Raw genomic sequence first — 17844 nt, 5'->3', positions numbered from 1 at the left:
CGTAAGAGGTAACCGTGCGGTCACTGTCTGCGGGTACCGTTAGCAACAGGTGGGACCGTGAACACCGTGAACGCCATGGAGCTGTCGGGAGTTGAGGACATGGCCACGAGAAAACGCACGCCCAACCCTGCCTTGGACAGGCTGCTTGATCAGGCACGATGGACGCGCACGCAGCTAGCCCAGCAGGTGAACAGGCTCGGCCCGCAAGCCGGGCTGCAACTTTCGTACGACCGAACAGCCGTTGCGCACTGGATTGCCGGTACGCCGCCAAAACCCGAGGTCAGGCCCCTGATCCTTGAGGCACTGTCCGCTCGGTTAGGGCGGCCGGTCACTCACGCTGAGGCCGGCTTGCGACCCGCCGTGTCCGCCGACGGCTCCCAACCAGTCGACACTGTCGAGGAGTTGATCGACCTAGGAAGGGCGGATATGGACCCATCCCGTCGCGGCGTCCTGGCCGCGACTCTGTTCTCTGCCGCGCTGTCCGTTCCCGCGTTCCAGCACACGGCGCGGGCGGCGAGTGATCCTGTCATCCCAGGTAAAGCGACCACCCGTATCGGGGCATCTCAAGTCGCGTCGGTTCGCTCCATGACGGAGCGCATCGCCGACATCCTCGATGAGTTCGGCGCCGGCCACGCCCGGCCCATGGCGGCCGCCTTCCTCGTCAACACCGTCGGCCCGTGGCTCAAGGCGCAGGCATCCGAGCCGGTGAAGCAGGACATGCTCGCCGCCGCGTCAGACCTGACGTATCTGACCGGGTGGATGGCGATGTACGAGAAGGCTCACGGCCTGGGACAGAGGTACTACGTTCAAGCTCTCAAGCTCGCTGATGAGGCGAGCGACCACGTGACGTACTGCCGCACGCTGCGCGGTATGTCTCTCCAGGCATCGAACCTGCGACACGGGCGGATGTCGTTGGAGCTGGCGGACTCCGCAGCCGAGGCCGCACCGTCGGCTGGTCCGCGTCTGGTGGCATTCCTGCGCGGGCAGCAAGCACATGCAGCGAGCCTCGTCGGGGACCGTCGCCAGGCCCATGCCCGGCTCCGTGAGGCCGAGACGTCCCTCGCCAAAGCCGACAACCGGCGCGACGCGATCGGCGGTTACGACCAAACCGCTTACCTCTTTCACGTCTCCCACGTGCTGCTGGAGGAGAACGACCTGCCAGGCAGCATCACCGCCCTTCGGCAGTCCATCAAGGTGCAGCCGGCCAAAGAACGGCAGGGCCGGGTTCACGCCTACGCTCTCCTGGCGCAGCGGCAGCTTCGGTACGGGCACGTTGAGGCGTCGTGCGAGTCGTGGGGGCGGTTCCTGGACGAGTACGAGCACGTCTCGTCCGTACGTGGAGACGACCACTTCGCCACGATGCGCAAGGAGCTCACACCGTACGCCAAGACACGTGCGGTGCGGGAGCTGTCCGGCCGAGTGCGTGAAGTGGCAGCGGCCAAGGCCTGAAAGGGGGTGCCTCCGAGGAGCTGTCGACAACTCGGAGGCACCACCCACTTTACGGGCATCTCGGCTTGATCGGACCCCAGCAGCCGCATTGCGGCTCTACCGTGCTGGATTACTGGGCAGGAACCCGTCCGCCTCCTCCACCACCGAGCAGTCCGCGTCCACGACCGTGCAGGAAACCCGGCCGTCCCCGCGGACGATCTCCTGCACCCGTAACTCGCCCACCACCAACCGACCACCCATCCGCCCGCCCCCAGGCCCAGGGCCGCCCCGCTGGCGGCACTCGCGACCCCAAGTCCACCCCCCCCTCCCCCGGCCCCACGGACCACTCCACGCGAACGTCCCACACACCCAGGTGACGGTTGGTAAAGTCCGTCACCCTCACACGCCAGAACGCCCCCTCGGGTCATGTTGGCGGCAGGCGCCCTCAGGGGGCAGGCATGGCCGACGGCCCGCTGGTTCATCCACACCGCCACATCGCACACCCGCAGCGCACTCACCGTCTCGGGTAGCCCCGCGACCTGGCGTAGCACGAGGAACTGACGGTGCAGGCAGCGTCCTCGGCGTGCGAGTGCCTGTGGCTGTGTGCCGCTGATGGGTAAACGGCCAGATCTCTGCGTTCACGCCGATGAGCTGCTGTGCATTCGCCCCGAGCGCCGGAACGGGTCGAGGGCGGGCGTTTTCTGCCAACTCCACCCGGGCGGCGCTATTATCGGTCGATCACGCAACGCCTGACACGTTGGCCGCAGGAGGCGTCTTGTTGCACGAGCAGGTTCGCTCCTCGCATGTCCGGTCGGTGGGCTACAGCCAGCAGGAGCGTGTGCTTGAGGTCGCCTTTCACAGCGGAGGGGTGTACCGCTACGACGGCGTGCCTGCGGACGTGCACACGGCTTTAATGGCGGCTCCCAGCAAGGGCGGTTTCCTGGCCCGCTTCATCAAGGGCCGCTACGTCTACCGCCGTGTCTCGGGCTGACGCACCCGTCGATCCATCCAGGTCCCATCCATCGTTGTCGAGTTGAGGCACGTGTGCAGATCTGTTCCGTTTCCGTCGAAGGCTTTCGCTGCCTTGAGGACGTCGCCGGGGTTCCGGTCCTTTCCCAGACGGTTTTGACCGGACAGAACGAGGGCGGAAAGACCGCTCTTCTGGACGCGCTGAACTTCCTGCTGCACGGAACAGCACTGAGCGAACACGATCTCACCTACCTCGGCGACGGCGACCTCCAGGAACCGGCAGGCAACGCAGCCGCCCCGCACGCGCGTGTGCCCCAGACGGTCGTGACGGGCAGTTTCAGCCTCAGTGCCGAGGAGCAGGTGCGTCTCGGGCTGCCCGAGCAGGTACAAATCCGGCGGCGTTTCCGGCCGGAGGCCGGCATGTTCCTGGAGGTCCGTCGCCGTGTCTGCCAGGACGCTCAACTGCGTGACCTGGCGGCGGTGAAGCTGACGGGGCTGAAGGAGCTCGCGGCCGCGCACGGGGTGGAGCCGGTCGGACAGGCAAATGCCAGAAACAGTTGGGAGCAGCCGCTTCGGGAATTCGCCCAGCAGATGAAGCAGGTGGACGCGTGGGTGCCGGTGGACTCCGAGGCGGCTGCGGCCCTGCCGACGATGGTGTACTTCAAGGGAGACTCCGTCCAGGCGCCCGAGGCCGTGATCCAGAGCCTGCTCAACTCCCGGCTGCGGGAATACACGCGGGCCGACGAGGTGGCCAAGCGAGTAACGGATCTTGAAGACTATCTCGCCGAGTCGCTGAAGGAGGACATCGACAGCATTCGCAGTCACATCGCGCAGCGGTGCACCCTGCCGTCGGTGGAGCTGGCTCCTCAGGTACAGGTGCGTCCGGCGCTGGTCGGCGTCGAGCTGAACGTGATGGACTCCCAGGGCCGCCGCTTCCCGCTGTCGTCCGCCGGCACCGGCCGCTCGCGCCGAATCTCTCTGGCCCTGTGGGAAAGCAGCAACGAACTTCTGGGTCAGCACGACGCCACACAGATGCCAGAGTCGGACGTCGTGTTCGTCTACGACGAGCCCGACACCCACCTTGACTACTCCCACCAGCGGCGCATCATGGCGCTCATCCAGCTGCAGTCCTCACGGCCCAACGCACGCGTCATCGTGGCGACGCACTCGCTCAACCTGATCGACGGAGTCGACATCTCCTCCGTGGTGCACTTGCGTACCCAGGAGGGCCGGGTCAGGGCGGAGGTCCTGAGCGAGGACAGCGCGGACAAGGACGTGCGCCGACACCTGTCGACGATCGCGACAACACTGGGGTTCCGCAACAGCGTCCTCCTGCACGAGCGCTTCTTCGTCGCAGTAGAGGGGGTGTCCGAGACATCCGCTTTCCCCATCCTCTTCCGCAAGCACGCAGGCTTCCCGATCCAGTCCGCCGGGATCTGCCTGTGGGCCGGCGGCAGCAACGAAGGTGCGCTCCGATTCGCCCGGTTCCTCAAAGATCACGGCCGCGACGTCGCCTTCCTCGTCGACAAAGACAGCCGCACCAACCAGAAGCACGTCTTCCGTGACGACAAGCTCAAGGAGCACGGCTTCGACCTCAAGCAGGAGTGCCTCTACCTCGGCTCCCCCAACGAGCTCGAGGACCTGTTCACCAACGACGACTGGGCCGAGACAGCCAACGCGCTGTGGAAGCCGAAAGCCGAACGCGGCCCCTGGCAACCCCAAGAGATCGAAGAACTGCGGGCCGGCAAGTTCAGCTCGCAGTTGCTGAACCTACTCAAAAGCGGCTCCCTCGAGGGACCAAAAAACAAGGAAGACCTCATGGTCGGCATCGCTGCCCATCTCCCCCAGGACCGTATTCCCGCAGCCCTGACCACAGTCTTCGACGCTCTCGTCAGTCGCGCGCAGGACGCGGGGCCGCATCTTTGGTAGCCGCCCCGGTCTGACGCGCCGCGCGCCGCGCCTTCATGCGCATGAGCCGCTGCTGCGACGTCGGTGCCTCCCACGTATGCAGACCGGCCGAAGCCACCCACTGAGACCCGTGGTGACCCGGATCGTCGCCACACCAGCGGCAGCCGTCAGGAGACGGTAGGTCCTTGCGATGCACGCGTATCACCCGACCACCGCCCATGGAGCACCGCCCGTATACGTCGGAATATCTTCGATATGAACACGTTCCCCGGAAGGCCATGCGCAAAGAGTGCCACCTGCCACTGACAACCGTACGGACGCGTATCAGCTCACTGCGTAGTGCCAACTGAGGCTGTAGCACGCATGTCGGCCTGCTTCAAGCAGGCTCCTGTGGTCCGGTCGGCGGCCTCCGCCCGGGATGGCGTCCGGTGCAGAGAAGAGTGGTCAACGAGCCAGCTGTCCAGGTCGCTCTGGGTGGTGTCCTGCAGGGTCGATCTCATTCGCATCCAGCCAGGACATGAGGTCGACGGCGGCCTTGATTTCCCTGATGTCGCCGTCGACGGCCAGGGCGGTGTAGCGGCCGCGGGCCTCGCGCCGGCGGAGGTCGGCGTCATCACCGGTGACCTCACCGTCGCCACCAGCCTCCAGCCCGACGGCCGGGCCTGCGTCGCGGTCCAGTACACCGACGCCGACGAGTGGTACACCCTCACTGGCAGCCCTGCCCCGCTCCCCCACCCTGGCGGTCTGCGACAGCTCCATGACACCGTCCTCAATGCCATCAAGGCCGGAGGTGGCGCCGAAGTACCCACGTGACCTTGCCATCAGGCCGGGGTTCAAGACACCGGCCCTCAGGGGACGCCTTTTTCTGTGGTTGGCCAGACGCTGGGTCGGGAGCGCCTGCCATGTCGTTCCGGTAGGCCAGGCGTCTCCCTCTGGCTGGCGGTGACGCGGGGTGTGCACGGCTGTCGCTGGCGGGATGGTCTGTTGCGCCCGCTCAGGGCTGCTGCGGGAGCGTCCGAGTGCTCCGTCGTCACTCCGCCGGGTCTGGCACATAGCCACTCATTGCACCGTCCGCGCACGCGAGACGCGGCCGAATCAATCGGCCCATGCAGGCAAAGACGGAGCGGCCCGCCACGGTTGTGGTGGCGGGCCGCGGTTGGTCGGGATGAGTCGGCGGTGCCAACCGCCGGCTCGTCAGCCGGTCTTAGTACTCCAGCAGCGGATCGTGTCCTGAGCTGCGTTTTCGATAGTGGCAGCGGCGGGCGACGGCTTGGTGGTGTCTTCTCCAGGCCGACCAGTTCAGTGCATGGCTGACGGGGTCGCGGTCGGCTCGTGGGTGGGGCAGGAGAGCGTCCAGGAGTCTCCGGATCTCTGCCACGGTGAGCGGGACGAAGGCTGATCCGTTTCTGCAACCCCCTTTGCGGACTCGCCGGGCTGGGCGGCGAGTGCGGTCAGGGCCGCGTGGGCGAGCATGGCCAGGGTGATGTGTCGGTACCAGCCGATATAGCGGCGGACCTCGTACTGGTCGAGGCCGCACTCGTTCTTCGCGGCCTGGAAGCACTCCTCGATCGCCCAGCGGGAGCCGGCCACCTGGGCCAACTCGGCGATCTCGACACCCACGGGTGCGTAGGCGAGGTAGTAGGCAAGTTCGCCGGGGTCGGAGATGCTGCGGCGGGCCATCACCCAGCGGTGGTGGGTGGGCGGGTCGGGGTCGAAGATGAGGTTGGCGGGCAGCTTGGCCGCGGCCCAGTCGTAGACGCGCGGGCCCTTGGCCCCGCCGCCGCAGGAGAGCCGTTGCCAGGCATCGGCAGGGGCGTCCTCGATGAGCTGGTCGATGCGCCAGATGCCGGCCAGCGACTTGATTTGCTGCGACTTGGGCACCGCCACCACATAGCCGACGTCGAGCTGCTCGAGCAGGCGGCGGAAGTGCCAGTCCTGCCCGTAGGCCTCGTCCGCGGTGACCCACGTGGCGGGCAGGCCAGCGGCCAGGCACCGGCGGACGATGTCCCGGGCCAGCTCTCCCTTGGTCGCGAAGCCGCGTTCGTCGGGAATCTTCGCCGCCCGGCAGCGGTCACGATCGGACGTCCAGGCCTTGGGCAGGTAAAGCTCCCGGTCCACCAGGGCCCGGCCCGAACGAGTGGCATAGGCGGCGAACACCCCGATCTGACAGTTGTCGATCTTCCCCGAGGTACCGGTGTACTGCCGGCCCACCCCGGCCGAAGTGGTGCCCTTCTTGATGAACCCGGTGTCGTCGATGATCAGCACTCCGTCCGGTCCGAGCCACTCGGCGACGTAGGCACGGACATCGTCGCGCAGGGCGTCCGCGTCCCAGACGCTGCTGTTCAGCAGCCGCTGGAAGCCGTCCGGCGTGCGGTGACCTGCCCATTCCGCGAGCTGCCAGCCGTTCTTCCGTGCCGCTTGGCCCAGCAGACCGCGGACGTAGTCCCGCATCCGCCACCGCAGATCCGCCCGAGCGAACCGGCCCGCCACCCGGGCGAACACCGACTCCAACTCCGCAGCCCAGCAATCGACTTCAGTTATGCCCTCCATACCAGGTCAACGACAATCGCCAGCTCAGGACACGATCCGCTGCTGGAGTATTAGACCGTGTCCTACGTGGTGAGGCGTCGTTGAACTCGACATGGGGCGGGGTACGTGGAGTTGGATTGTTCCGGACGGGTTGTGGGGGATCGCGAAGCCGCTGATCCCGCCGTCGAAGGCGCGGCCGCAGGGCGGCGGAACACAGGACACGCCTGATGAGACGCTGTTCGCCGCGATCATCTACGTCCTGGTGTCCGGCTGCGCCTGGCGTGCGTTGCCACCCTGCTTCGGGATATCGAAGTCGACCGCCCATCGGCGGTTCCTCATCTGGTCGAGAGCCGGTGTCTGGGGGCGGTTGCACGAGGCCGTGCTGCATCGGCTCGACGACGCCGGCCTCCTCGACGTCACCCGCGTCGTGCTCGACACCGCCCACGTGAGGGCGGAAAAAGGGGCGAACACACAGGTCCGAGCCCCGTGGATCGGGGCGAGTCGGGTTCCAAGATGCACATCCTGTCGGACACGAACGGACTGCCCCTCCTCGTCGGCGTCTCGGCCGGCAACATCCACGACAGCGAAGGTCTGAAGCCGATGGTGGAGGGTCACCAATCGAGACACGACCCCTACCGCGGCCGGTACTTCAAGCCCCAGCGCCTGCATGCGGACAAAGCCTACGACCGGGCCGACCTGCGCAGATGGCTCCGGGGCAAGCGGATCGGCGTGCGCATCGCCCGCAAGGGCATCGAGTCCAGCGAACGATTAGGGCGTCGCCGCTGGGTGATCGAACGCACCATGTCGTGGCTGTCCGGCTACCGCCGCTTGAGTCCTCGCTACGAGCGAGATCCCCGCAGCAACTACCTGGCCTTTCTCGGCCTCGCCGCCGCCCTGTGCTGCTACAAGCGGCTCGTCCGCCTCACCACGTAGGACACGGTCTTAGAGGTCCTAACAAAGGCGTTGGACGTGCCGGTGGGTGATTAGGCAGGTCGCGAGGCCGAGGAAGGCTTCGTGGATGTCGTCGCGCCGTTCCCAGCGGACGCGCAGGCGCCGGAAGCCGTGCAGCCAGGCGATGGTGCGTTCGACGACCCACCGGTGCACTCCGAGCCCCGAACCATGAGGGGTGCCGCGGCGGGCGATCACCGGCTTGATGCCCAAAGCCCACACGAGCCGACGGTACTTGTCGTGGTCGTAGCCACGGTCGCCGAGCACCACGTCGGGCCGCCGACGCGGCCGCCCGACCAGGCCCGCAACGGACGGGACCTTGGCGAGGAGGGGCAGCAGTTGCGTGACGTCGTTACGGTTGCCGCCGGTCAGCGACACCGCGAGCGGGACGCCCTGACCGTCGACGAGGACGTGGTGTTTGCTGCCCGGACGCGCACGGTCGACCGGGCTGGGTCCGCTTTTGGGCCTCGTCGAGCGGCCCGCACATGGCTGGAGTCGATCACCGCCCGAGACCAGTGGAGCTGCTTCGCAGCCCGCAACTTCTGTAGCAGGACGACGTGAAGGCGGTCCCACACGCCGGCCTCGTGCCAAGCGGCCAGCCGCCGCCAGCACGTCATGCCAGAGCCGAAGCCGAGCTCCTGGGGCAGGTACTCCCACTGGATGCCGGTGTGCAGGACGAACAGGATCCCGCACAGAGCCTGCCGGTCAGGAACCCTCGGCCGCCCGGCGACCAACTTCGGACCCGGCTCCGGCAACAACGGCTCGATCAGCGACCACAGTTCGTCCGACACGATCCACGGACGAGAGTTCCTCTTCCCCACGAACAGAGCAACGAGCATCTGAGCCGACAGTCACACCATCAGCGACTTCTGTTAGGACCTCTTAGACACCAGGAGGGGCCGCCCGTGGATTGACGCAAGCAAGGTCAGGGGTGAGGGGCGGAAGTGGTGGCCTCCTCCTGGTGACGTGCTCGTCCGAGTCGTTTGAAACTTCGGGTGTCCATCACTGCTGCCACGGCCACTGCTGTCAGTGCGCCCGTGGCGACCGTGGCAGCGAGGTTGGCCCAGCCTTGGGCGTACTGGGTGAGCTTGGCTGCTAGAGCGGCGCAAGCACCGCTCGTGCCGATCCTGCCGAGCGCAGACGTGCGCACGTTGTGCACGATACCGCTGGCACGGGACATGAGAGGCACTGTGGCGAACTTACTCCCGGAGTGCTGCGCATTTCGCTGTTCGACGGTTTCGATGATCTTGTCGAACCTGCGGTCAAGCTCCTCCTCGCTGCCAGTCACTCTGTCTTGGAGGGTGCGGTAGTAGCGGTAGATCATAGGGGCGAGGTCGTTATCAGTCTTGCTGACCATTGCATGCTCCTCTCATGCTCGAGAAAAATGGTTCTAAGAGGTCTAGGTTGACGTCCGCCTTGGCCAGCTTGGCGAGAGCTTTCGCCTTTTGGCCCCTTCGCGTGGCTGGTGCACCGCCGACTGCCTCAGTGAGTCCTTCACAGGTCAGTAGGTGGATGAGTTGGGCTTCCACGGCGCGGCGTTCCCCGAGACTGAGGGCGTCAATCGCACGTAGCACTTCGCGCACTGGCTTCAAGTCCTCAGTGAGGTACTCGTCGAATACTGTCTCCAGTTTGTAATCTGCGTACTCTCGTAGGCCAGAAGTCACGCGCTTTTCACGGACAATCCCCTCGGCGATCTTCCGAATATCGCAGTAGGCATAGGTACGATCGGACTGCGCGAAGACGCGAGCGAACGCTTCGTCCGCGATCTCGAATGGGTCGATCACAAGCGGGGCGCACTCGAAGAGGAGGAACAGCCTTAGCGGCCCCACCTGCTTCTTGTACTGGTTGCGGAGTTCCGCCAACCGGTTCTTCCGGTTCCGCTTTTCGCGTCGTGGACTGATGATCAAGGCGGCTTCTCCTCCCGAAGAACACGCCAGCAGCAGTCGGCGTTGAGGAGGCCGCCCCTGCAGATGCGTCTCGATGACTGTAGCGAGAAGGGGACCTACGAGCGTTTATCGATCGGTGTCCGCTCAGCTTCATGATCATTTCCAATCCCGGGCTGTACCTATGAATACGCAGCAGTGGCGCGTTTTGATCAATACGGTTCGACGTGCAGTGAACCAGGAGTGATGTACGCAGCTTTGAGGAATGTTCTCGGTGTCGGTGGCGGCTCGACGTCGCCCGTTGTGGATCTCGGGGGGTGCAGTGTCTGCAGAGGCAGTGGCCGCGTTAGCTGCGGCGGGTGGCATGGCGGTGGTGCAGGCTGCTGGGACGGATGCATGGCAGTCGGTCCGTCAGGCAGTTGCCCGGTTGCTTGGGCGGGGGGACGCCGAGAGGGAAACAGCTGAGCTCACCCGGCTGGACCAGATGGAGTCCGTCCTGACGGTGCAGGGCGACGTCGTCGATCAAAGGAGGCGGTGGGAGGCGGTGTGGCAGACCCGCCTGGAGATGTTGCTTGAAGCCCTTGACACACAAGGGCGGGCTGCCGCTGCTGAGCAGCTGACCGAACTCGTCGCTGCTGCCCAGAGGAGCCGGGGCGGGATGCAGGCTTCGCCTGGTGGAGTGGCTGCGGGCGGAGATGTACGCATCGCTGCAGACAGCGGCTCGGTGGCGGGAGCTGTGGTGCAGGTGGAGGGCGGTGTGCACCTGACTGGCCCTTTTCCTTCCGGGAGGCGGATTCCGGACTGATTTCAGTCCGGGAGGCCGCTGGGAGGCTGGTGGCGCAGAACGGTGCGGTAGCGGCAGGCCGCTTGGAAGTGGGCCAGTTGGTGATGGCCCCCCCATCCTCCGGCCCGTCCCGGGTTATGACGCTCGCGCCTCCGCTGGGGTTACGTCAGCATCCGTTGCGAGGACGAGAAGCGCTGCTGGAAGCTCTCCGGATGCAGTGTGGCGGGGGCGGGGATGGCCGGTTGCATGTTTTGCACGGGTTGAGCGGCTGTGGAAAGACAGCTGTGGCGCTGGAACTTATACACGAGCTTCAGAAAGACTTCGGAAGGGCTTTCACCCGTTGTGCGTGGTGGATCGATGCCCGGCAGTCCGCGCTGTTCGAGAGCGGGCTTCGGTCAGTGGCCCGGCGATTGGGTCTTCCTGGCGATGTGGTCGACGCCGAGGAGATGCTTGACGCTCTGTGGCACCGGCTGAGCCATAGTACGTGGCCGTGGCTCTTGGTAGTCGATGGAGTAAGCGATCCGTCGTTGCTTGACGGTCCTGGCCAGTTGGCTGTCGGTACCGGCTGGATCAGGCCCCACTCCTGCAACTGTGGACTGGTTGTGATCACCACATATGACGGAACGGCAGATGTCTGGGGTACACGTGCGCAGCTGCACCCAGTACCTCCCTTGCCAGTGGGGGATGCTGCCCGTGTACTGGTTGATCACGCTGGACCGAACGCAGGATCGTGGAGCGGCGCCGTTTGCTTGGCGCGTCGATTAGGCGGCCTGCCTTTAGCTTTGCGGATGGCAGGAGCTTACCTAGCCGAGGTGAATGGGATGCCTGACGCTTTTCGTGACGCTGACATGCCGGCGGAGTTCGATGCCTTAGTACGGGCGTTGGAGGAGCCGGTCGGCCAGAGGCTGAATCCGGCCCCGGTGATTGGGGACACCTGGCGTCTCGCACTTGACATGCTCGAGCATCGAGGCTTCCGGTACGCCTCCGCCGTGCTGGAGTTGTTGTCCGATTTCGCCGATGCCCCTGTCCCCTACACGCGTGTCCTGCATGTTCCGCTTCTCACCGAGCAGCGTGGCTTCGAAGGCATTGATGGCAGTGCCGTGTGGCGCACCTTGCGCGCTCTGGCTGCGCTGAGCCTGATCGACTTTTGTTCTGGGGAGCGCGAAGGCGCCAGTGCAGGCACGTCGGAGGAGGGACCACCCGACAGTGTGCGCGTGCATCCCTTGATCAGGGACCTCAGCCGCAAGGAGCGTTCCTTGCCCCTCATGGTCACTCTGCTGGGGCATGCCTGTACGGTCGAGCAAGCGGGCAAGCCCGAGGAACCCGACACGTGGGCTACATGGTCGCTGTTGGCGCCGCATGCGCTGCGATTGGTGGAGCAGGAGGCGTCCCTGAATAATGCTCCGCTCGAGGTTCTGGTCGCCGGAGCCGGAGCCGCGGAGATGGCCGGCCGTTACCTACAGGCTCGCGGGCTGTCTCGTCAGGCCGGGGCCGTCTTCGAGAAGGTGGTGGAATGGCGTCTGCGCCATCAGGGATCAATGGCCCCAGACACTCTCACAGCGCAACACAATCTCGCCGGGGCCTTGCACGACATTGGTGATCTAACCCGGGCGGAAGCCATCTATACGGAGGTGTGGCAAGGGCACAGCGCCATTCGGGGAGCGGATTACCCACACGCGCTCACCGCCCGGCACGAATTGGGGCGGGTACTGCACGACCTAGGGCGCTTGGCCGAAGCCGCGGAGCACCTGTCCGCTGTTCTCGAGAGCCGGCGACGGACCCAGGGCGACGAGCATGGTCACACCCTGTCTGCTCGGCACGAGCTGGCACGAGTGCTACACAACTTGGGCCATTGGGAGGAGGCGCGTCGGGAGTACAGGCATGTCCTGAACGTGCGGCGACGCAGCCTGGGAGACAATCATCCTCGGACGTTGACCGTGCTGCACAACCTCGCCTGCTTGGCGCAGGATGAGGGTCAGTTGGACACAGCACTACAACAGTTTCGGCATGTGCATGCAGCCAGGGCTCGAGTTCTCGGGCCGGCGCACCCTCAGACCCTGTCGACGGCATACCGGCTCGGGTGCACGCTCCGCGATGCGGGGGACGCCTCTCATGCCAAGGCTCTGTTGCAGCACGTTCATGCAGAGCTTTCGTCCTCCCTGGGCGGGGAGCGAGTAATTGTCAAGACTTGTGGGTGAGTTGAGTTTCAGGCGGCTTCGAGGTCCTCGACGAGGTGGCCGTTTTCGAAGCGGGCGCCGGAGCGGACGAGGGCGACGAGGTGGGGTGCGGTGACCGCCCGCCAGCGGGCCTGGGCGGCCTCGGCGAGCTTGAACACCATCGCCAGGGCGGCGGCCGGGCTGCCCGCTCCTCGGGTGACCTTCGTCCGCAGCCTGATCGTGGAGAACGTGGACTCGATGGGGTTCGTGGTCCGCAGATGGATCCAGTGCTCGGCGGGGAAGTCGTAGAACGCCAGGAGCTCGTCCAGGTCGTCGGTGATCTTCTTCACGGCCTTGGGCCACTTCGCCCCGTAGGTCTTCTCGAACGCGCGGGCCGCCTTCTCGGCGTGGGTGCGGTCCTCGGCGTTGTAGATCTCCTGCAGGGCCTTCTTCGCTCCGGGCTGCGTGGACTTCGGTAGCGTGTTCATGACATTACGGGTCTTGTGGACCCAGCACCTTTGGTGCCTGGCCTGCGGGAACACCTCCGCCAGGGCCCGCCACAGGCCCATGGCACCGTCGCCCACGACGAGGGCCGGATCGCGCATGCCACGCCGTCGGCAGTCCCGCAGCAGGTCGGCCCACGACTCCGTCGACTCCCGCAGCCCCTCGGCCAGCGCGATCAGCTCCTTGGTGCCGTCCAGACGCACGCCCATCAGGACCAGGACGCAGGAGTGGGCCTGGCCGAGGCGGACCTTGGGGTGGACGCCGTCGGCCCACACGTAGACGTAGTCGGTGCCGGACAGGTCCCGGTTCTGGAAGGCCGTGTGGTCGTCCTGCCACTGCTTCGTGAGCCGGTTCACGGTGGCCGCCGACAGGCCGGCCGCGGAGCCGAGGAACTGCTCAAGGGCGGGCACGAAGTCACCGCTGGACAGCCCGTGCAGGTAGAGCAGCGGCAGGACCTCGCTGATCTTCGGGGACTTGCGGCACCAGGGCGGAAGGATTTTCGAGGAGAACCGCTGCCGTTCACCGGTCGCCTCGTCGACGCGGCGGTCGTTCACTCGCGGGGCGCGGACCTCGACCGGGCCGGCCGCTGTCGTCACGGTGCGGGGACGGTGGTGACCGTTACGCACCACCAGACGGTGGCCGCGTTCGTCCCGCTCGGCAGCCAACTCGGCTATGTACTGGTCGACTTCCGCTTCCAGAGCGGCGGCGAGCATCCGGCGGGCGCCTTCCCGCACGATCTCGTCGATCAGCGAACCGGTAGCGGTGGAGCCGTCTTCGTTGACTACGCTGAGCACGGGCGTGCCTTCCCGACCCGCGCTGCGAACGCGGGCCTGACTTGGTGACCGATACAGGATCATTCGGGAAGGTACGCCCTTCGCGTGCCGTCCCGAAGACCGATCCACAAGTCATGAGCATTGCTCGCGGGGAGCACATCTATGCCCGAAGGGCGGAGCAAGCACTGCACAGTCTTCCTTCGGCCTCCAGCTAACGAGCTCGTGCACGGTAGGCGGTGAGGCGTCACGAACTTCGGTGCGACCTGGGTTCACGTCTGCCGTGTCGGCTTCATGTCCACGGTCTGCTGGTGGGACAGCAGACCGGCGACGGCTTGGATGGTGTCGCTCATATGCTCGCGGCGGCCGAGGTGGCGGGCCAGTGCCCGCCAGTTCTTCAGATGGGCGATGCCGTGCTCGACACGGATACGGCGTGAGGAGTGTGCCTTGCGCTGGCGTTCGTGTATCTCCTCGTACCAGTCCGGGGCGTTCTTCTTGAACTTGCGGTGTGGTGGTGTGATCACCCGGCCGCCGGTCTGGGCGCCCAGGCCCTGGTAGCCGGCATCGGCGAGGATCTCCACCGCGGGTCCGTTGACCAGGAGTCTGACCAGCCCTAACTGGCGGGCTTGGGTGATGTCCGCGCAGCTTGCGGGCTTGGCCGGGCTGCAGAACAGCACGCGGCCTTCGCCGTCCGTGACCACCATGGACTTGACGGCGTTCTGCTTGTTCTTGCCGGAGATGAACTTGTCGCGGTCCTTGCTTCCGGCGGCCGGGCGGCGAACCCGGATCTCGGTGCCGTCGACGATGCCGGTCGTCCCGCTCGAGCCGAGATGGTCGATGACCTCGGCCAGAGACCGCAGCCGCACGTCAGGGCTGACGGTGCACCCTCTCTCGGCGAGCAGGGGCCGCACCTCACCGACGGCCCGGGTGATGGTGGAGCGGTCCACTCCGAACCAGCAGGCCAGCACGTCATGGGTGACCCCGTGACGAAGATGGACGAGCGTGGCCAGGAGCCGGTCGACGAACACCAGCCGGTGCTTCGCGCCGGCGCCCACGGCCCGCTTCCGCGGTCGAGCGGCAAGCCTCGCCTGGTGACGCTCCTGCCACAACGGACCGATCTCCTCGACGAGTTCAGCAATCACTCCGGCAGTCAGGCCCGTGATCCGCCGATTACTGATGATCGCCGTACGCGTCGAGTTCCCCACCACCCGACCATGATCAACCATTCAGGCTCGGCCTCTCACCGCCTACCGTGCACGAGCTCGAGCAGCATATTTCTAGGTGCGGACATCCCTGATCTTGCTGACCGCTGCCAGGAGAGTGGCCAGTGTCTCCACGACGTTGGCTGCTCCTGCCTCCTTGAGCATTCGCGCATGGCTTCGTCGGGTAGCGACGCCGATGAATTGCACTCCTGCGGCTCGTGCGGCCAGCGCGTCGGCCAGGGACTCGCCGATAAGGAGCGTTCGGGAGCGGTCACTGCCCAGGCGGCTGGTAGCCAATGAGATGGCGTGTGGATGCGGTTTCATCAGCCGTGGATCTGTGGGGCGCCCGAAGACCCCAAGTTGCGAAGCTGCGCCGGTTTCGGGGTGCAGGTGTGTGAGGAACGTCTGGACTGCCGCGGTTGCGTGATCGGTTACCACCGCCAAGCGCCAGGGCCCTCGACTCAGTGCGCCCAGGAGTTGCGCCGCACCGGGTAATGGCTCCGCTTGACGTGCTGCTGCGGTCTCGTAGTTGGTCAGGATCCCATCGAGCCGGCGGACCTGTTCGGGCGGCGACCCCTGGTCAACTGCTGAGCGGAGCAGGGCCACAGGGTCAACCGTTCCGCTGAGATCGGTGTTGAGCTGCAGGCGGCTGGCCGCTTGGGCCAAATGACCGGACACCGACCGTACGTTGTGGGCGAACAGCCGGCACAGGATGCCATCGAAGCTGAAAAGGACAGTCTGCGATTGAGCGAAACACTGGCGCAGCCAGGCGATCTCCTGAGGGTCGCCCGTAGCCGTCCGTTGTTCGAACTGTCGCACGCTGTCGTTCACCCACGGGTACAGGGCGTCGTACCAGTGTTTGAAGGTGAGGTAGTGGTGCTGGCCGTCCCTGGAGATGTCGCACAGACCCGATCCGGACCCATCGCCGGGTCTGGCCAACGGCCGGGTCAAGGGGGCAAGAGTGGGATCCTGTATGAGTCCGGGAGAGATTAAGGCTAGAGCTTGCTCCCGGGACCGAGCGAGGTGGAGCTGGCACAAGGTCTCCCAACTGCCGGGAGCGAGCTGAGAGCGGAAAAAGACGTCCAGGCGCCGGGGCAGACTGGTGATCAGCTGTCTGATCCGGGTTTCTTCGCTTTCCATGCGGCGGTGGGCGCGCCGTTGATCCTGCGCAGTGGGGCCGTAGAAGGCGGTGGCTGCTTCTATGCTCTGCCGGCGTCGCATCTCCCGGATGGTCTGAGTTTCTTGCCGCAGAACGCGCGCGACGGTCGAGGCTGAGCGCGCGTAACAGGCGGCTATCGCCTTGACGGAAGGATCTTCTGCCTCTGGCGCATCAGTTCGCCCTGGCTCAACATGTGCCTCGATGAGAGCAGCAAGGGGGTCTTGGACGCTGGCCAAGCGCTGACGCACTGCGGGCGCGTTGGATATGTGTCGTTCCAATGCATGCATGGACACGTCCAGGACGGCTGCCAGGCGCAAGCTCAGGCCATAGCCGCCCTCTGCCGTTAATCCCAGTGTCTCCAGGCGGCGGTAGCTGTGGGGCTTCAAGCCGAGCTCGTCGCACAGGTCGCTCGCCCTCAAACCGTTGGCACGGCGGAGATCCGCCAACTGCCAAGTGTGCATGTTGGATTGGTCTGTCAACTCCAGAGGGTGAACGCCCAGTGCGGCGGCAAGCTGCCGGATTCGGGGCGGGTCAGGGAAGCGTTGCCCGTTCTCGTAGGCGAGGATCTGGGCCTTGCTGGCACCGACCTTGTCCGCGAGTTCCTCGGCACTCAGCGTGCCCTCAGTGTTCTTTGCACGTGCCTGGCGCAGGCGGGCGCCGGAAAACATGGTCGCCAAACCTCTCGCCATCAACAGGCCCCTCTCGCTTCGGCACGGTACATTTTACGTGCGTTGCACCCAGGGAACAGGGGGTCATTCGTCCTGCCTGCACGCCCGCGAGCAGGGTGAGTGTGCCATCAATGGGCGCCACCCCTCCCAGGGAGCCACTTCGGACGACGACACTGAAGTCCGAACGGGTGACGACTCCAAGGCCGCCACGAAGGGGTGGGCCCCGCGGGATGTTTGCTAGCGCTATCCGCGGGACCCGGACCGGCGACCACCGTCACGCAGAGCCTCCCCGCGGCCACGGGGGGGCTCTCCGGCTATACGAGCCCAGAGAACCGGCTCAGACGCAACGCTGGTCTCCGTCCCTGGGATCCGGAGGATCAGGGGCGGAGCGCACGGCCACCTCCTTTCCACTGCGGCGGATACGGAAAGGCGAGGTCAGCTGCCCCGCAGGACACCTGCCCCCGCCTCCCGGCAGCCGACGCCGCGGACGAGATGGCCTAAACCCTACCCGGCGGGGTCCCGCACGCGTGCACGGACGATTCCCCCTTCGTGGGTGTGCCTCTCCGGCAGCTCAGGGCCTCCTCCGCTCCCGCCGGTCGCCGCCACACGCCTCGAAACCGGCCGGATCCCCGGAATCATGAGGATGCCACGCCCGCACGGGCCTGAACGACCTGAAGATGAGCAAAGGGTAGTGAAATGGGGCGCACATGGCGATCGCGCGCCCCTTCCGTGCCGCCGCACAACTAGACAGACCCTCAAGGGGCAGGTCCTCGCCCTGCGCGCGAGGCACCCCTCGAGCGGTGCACACTATCTGCATCCCCAAGAAGGGCTCTCCGCGATGCGGGATCAAAGGCCGACCGCGCCGGCCGCTTCGACGTCGAGCGCGAGCGCCCCCGCCTCCGTGGCCGAGCAGCACGAACCCACGGTCGAGCTCTT

13 protein-coding genes and 1 pseudogene are annotated in these 17844 nt (G+C 66.0%); 5 read left to right on the top strand and 9 right to left on the bottom strand.

Features of this window, described 5'->3' with window-relative positions:
* The first annotated feature begins 99 nt into the window (after nucleotides 1-99).
* Complete coding sequence (locus ACQY0Z_RS32295) at nucleotides 100-1449, top strand: hypothetical protein (RefSeq protein WP_439813399.1); 1350 nt, start codon at nucleotides 100-102, stop codon at nucleotides 1447-1449.
* Nucleotides 1450-1916: 467 nt separating this feature from the next.
* Here the strand turns inward: ACQY0Z_RS32295 and ACQY0Z_RS32290 are convergent.
* Nucleotides 1917-2042 (bottom strand): annotated as a pseudogene (locus ACQY0Z_RS32290) (hypothetical protein); the annotation flags it as partial.
* A 161-nt stretch (nucleotides 2043-2203) separates the two neighbouring features.
* Between ACQY0Z_RS32290 and ACQY0Z_RS32285 the strand changes: the two are divergent.
* Entirely contained in the window at nucleotides 2204-2419 is a 216-nt protein-coding gene (locus ACQY0Z_RS32285; protein ID WP_403277130.1) for a KTSC domain-containing protein, read from the top strand.
* Nucleotides 2420-2472: 53 nt separating this feature from the next.
* Entirely contained in the window at nucleotides 2473-4326 is a 1854-nt protein-coding gene (locus ACQY0Z_RS32280; protein WP_439813291.1) for an AAA family ATPase, read from the top strand.
* A 423-nt stretch (nucleotides 4327-4749) separates the two neighbouring features.
* On the opposite strand, the gene ACQY0Z_RS32275 is transcribed toward ACQY0Z_RS32280, so the two are convergent.
* Together ACQY0Z_RS32275 and ACQY0Z_RS32270 are read right to left on the bottom strand one after the other, a co-directional pair.
* Entirely contained in the window at nucleotides 4750-5064 is a 315-nt protein-coding gene (locus ACQY0Z_RS32275) for a hypothetical protein (RefSeq protein ID WP_439813290.1), read from the bottom strand.
* 540 nt (nucleotides 5065-5604) lie between these two features.
* Entirely contained in the window at nucleotides 5605-6855 is a 1251-nt protein-coding gene (locus ACQY0Z_RS32270; protein ID WP_439813289.1) for an IS701 family transposase, read from the bottom strand.
* Between the two features lie 91 nt (nucleotides 6856-6946).
* Here ACQY0Z_RS32270 and ACQY0Z_RS32265 point away from each other — a divergent pair.
* Nucleotides 6947-7767, top strand: a protein-coding gene (locus tag ACQY0Z_RS32265) for an IS5 family transposase (protein ID WP_439813288.1) whose coding sequence is annotated in 2 segments (ribosomal slippage) — nucleotides 6947-7295 and nucleotides 7295-7767 — 822 coding nt in all. Because the reading frame shifts where the segments join, the coding sequence is not laid out codon by codon here.
* Nucleotides 7768-7785: 18 nt separating this feature from the next.
* Here ACQY0Z_RS32265 and ACQY0Z_RS32260 read toward each other — a convergent pair.
* From ACQY0Z_RS32260 to ACQY0Z_RS32250, 3 genes are all read right to left on the bottom strand, one after another.
* Nucleotides 7786-8621 (bottom strand): IS5 family transposase gene (locus tag ACQY0Z_RS32260; RefSeq protein WP_439813287.1). Its coding sequence is split into 2 segments (ribosomal slippage): nucleotides 7786-8271 and nucleotides 8274-8621, totalling 834 coding nucleotides; the frame shifts between segments, so codons are not numbered across the junction.
* Between the two features lie 86 nt (nucleotides 8622-8707).
* The gene (locus tag ACQY0Z_RS32255; protein WP_439813286.1) at nucleotides 8708-9139 is read right to left on the bottom strand and encodes a hypothetical protein; all 432 of its coding nucleotides are present in this window, start codon (nucleotides 9137-9139) and stop codon (nucleotides 8708-8710) included.
* Nucleotides 9123-9689, bottom strand: a complete 567-nt coding sequence (locus ACQY0Z_RS32250; protein WP_439813285.1) for a hypothetical protein — start codon at nucleotides 9687-9689, stop codon at nucleotides 9123-9125. The genes ACQY0Z_RS32255 and ACQY0Z_RS32250 overlap by 17 nt, the downstream gene beginning before the upstream one ends.
* 1581 nt (nucleotides 9690-11270) lie before the next feature.
* Between ACQY0Z_RS32250 and ACQY0Z_RS32245 the strand changes: the two genes are divergently transcribed.
* The gene (locus ACQY0Z_RS32245; RefSeq protein ID WP_439813284.1) at nucleotides 11271-12647 is read left to right on the top strand and encodes a tetratricopeptide repeat protein; all 1377 of its coding nucleotides are present in this window, start codon (nucleotides 11271-11273) and stop codon (nucleotides 12645-12647) included.
* An 8-nt stretch (nucleotides 12648-12655) separates the two neighbouring features.
* Here ACQY0Z_RS32245 and ACQY0Z_RS32240 read toward each other — a convergent pair whose 3' ends face one another.
* The 3 genes from ACQY0Z_RS32240 to ACQY0Z_RS32230 all read right to left on the bottom strand — a co-directional run bounded on the left by ACQY0Z_RS32240 (nucleotide 12656) and on the right by ACQY0Z_RS32230 (nucleotide 16908).
* Nucleotides 12656-13903, bottom strand: a complete 1248-nt coding sequence (locus ACQY0Z_RS32240) for an IS256 family transposase (protein ID WP_159674542.1) — start codon at nucleotides 13901-13903, stop codon at nucleotides 12656-12658.
* A 248-nt stretch (nucleotides 13904-14151) separates the two neighbouring features.
* Nucleotides 14152-15084 carry a transposase gene (locus ACQY0Z_RS32235; protein WP_266476168.1) on the bottom strand — a complete coding sequence of 311 codons (933 nt, stop codon included), beginning with the start codon at nucleotides 15082-15084 and terminating at the stop codon, nucleotides 14152-14154.
* A 72-nt stretch (nucleotides 15085-15156) separates the two neighbouring features.
* A complete protein-coding gene (locus tag ACQY0Z_RS32230; protein ID WP_439813283.1) occupies nucleotides 15157-16908 on the bottom strand; it encodes a helix-turn-helix domain-containing protein in 1752 nt (583 codons plus the stop codon).
* Between the last annotated feature and the right edge of the window lie 936 nt (nucleotides 16909-17844).

The sequence above is a fragment of the Streptomyces sp. P9-2 genome, from assembly GCF_051903975.1.
Classification (GTDB): domain Bacteria; phylum Actinomycetota; class Actinomycetes; order Streptomycetales; family Streptomycetaceae; genus Streptomyces; species Streptomyces cellulosae.
The sequence above is the reverse complement of the archived record's forward strand: the minus strand, read 5'-3'. Positions and strand labels throughout refer to the sequence as shown.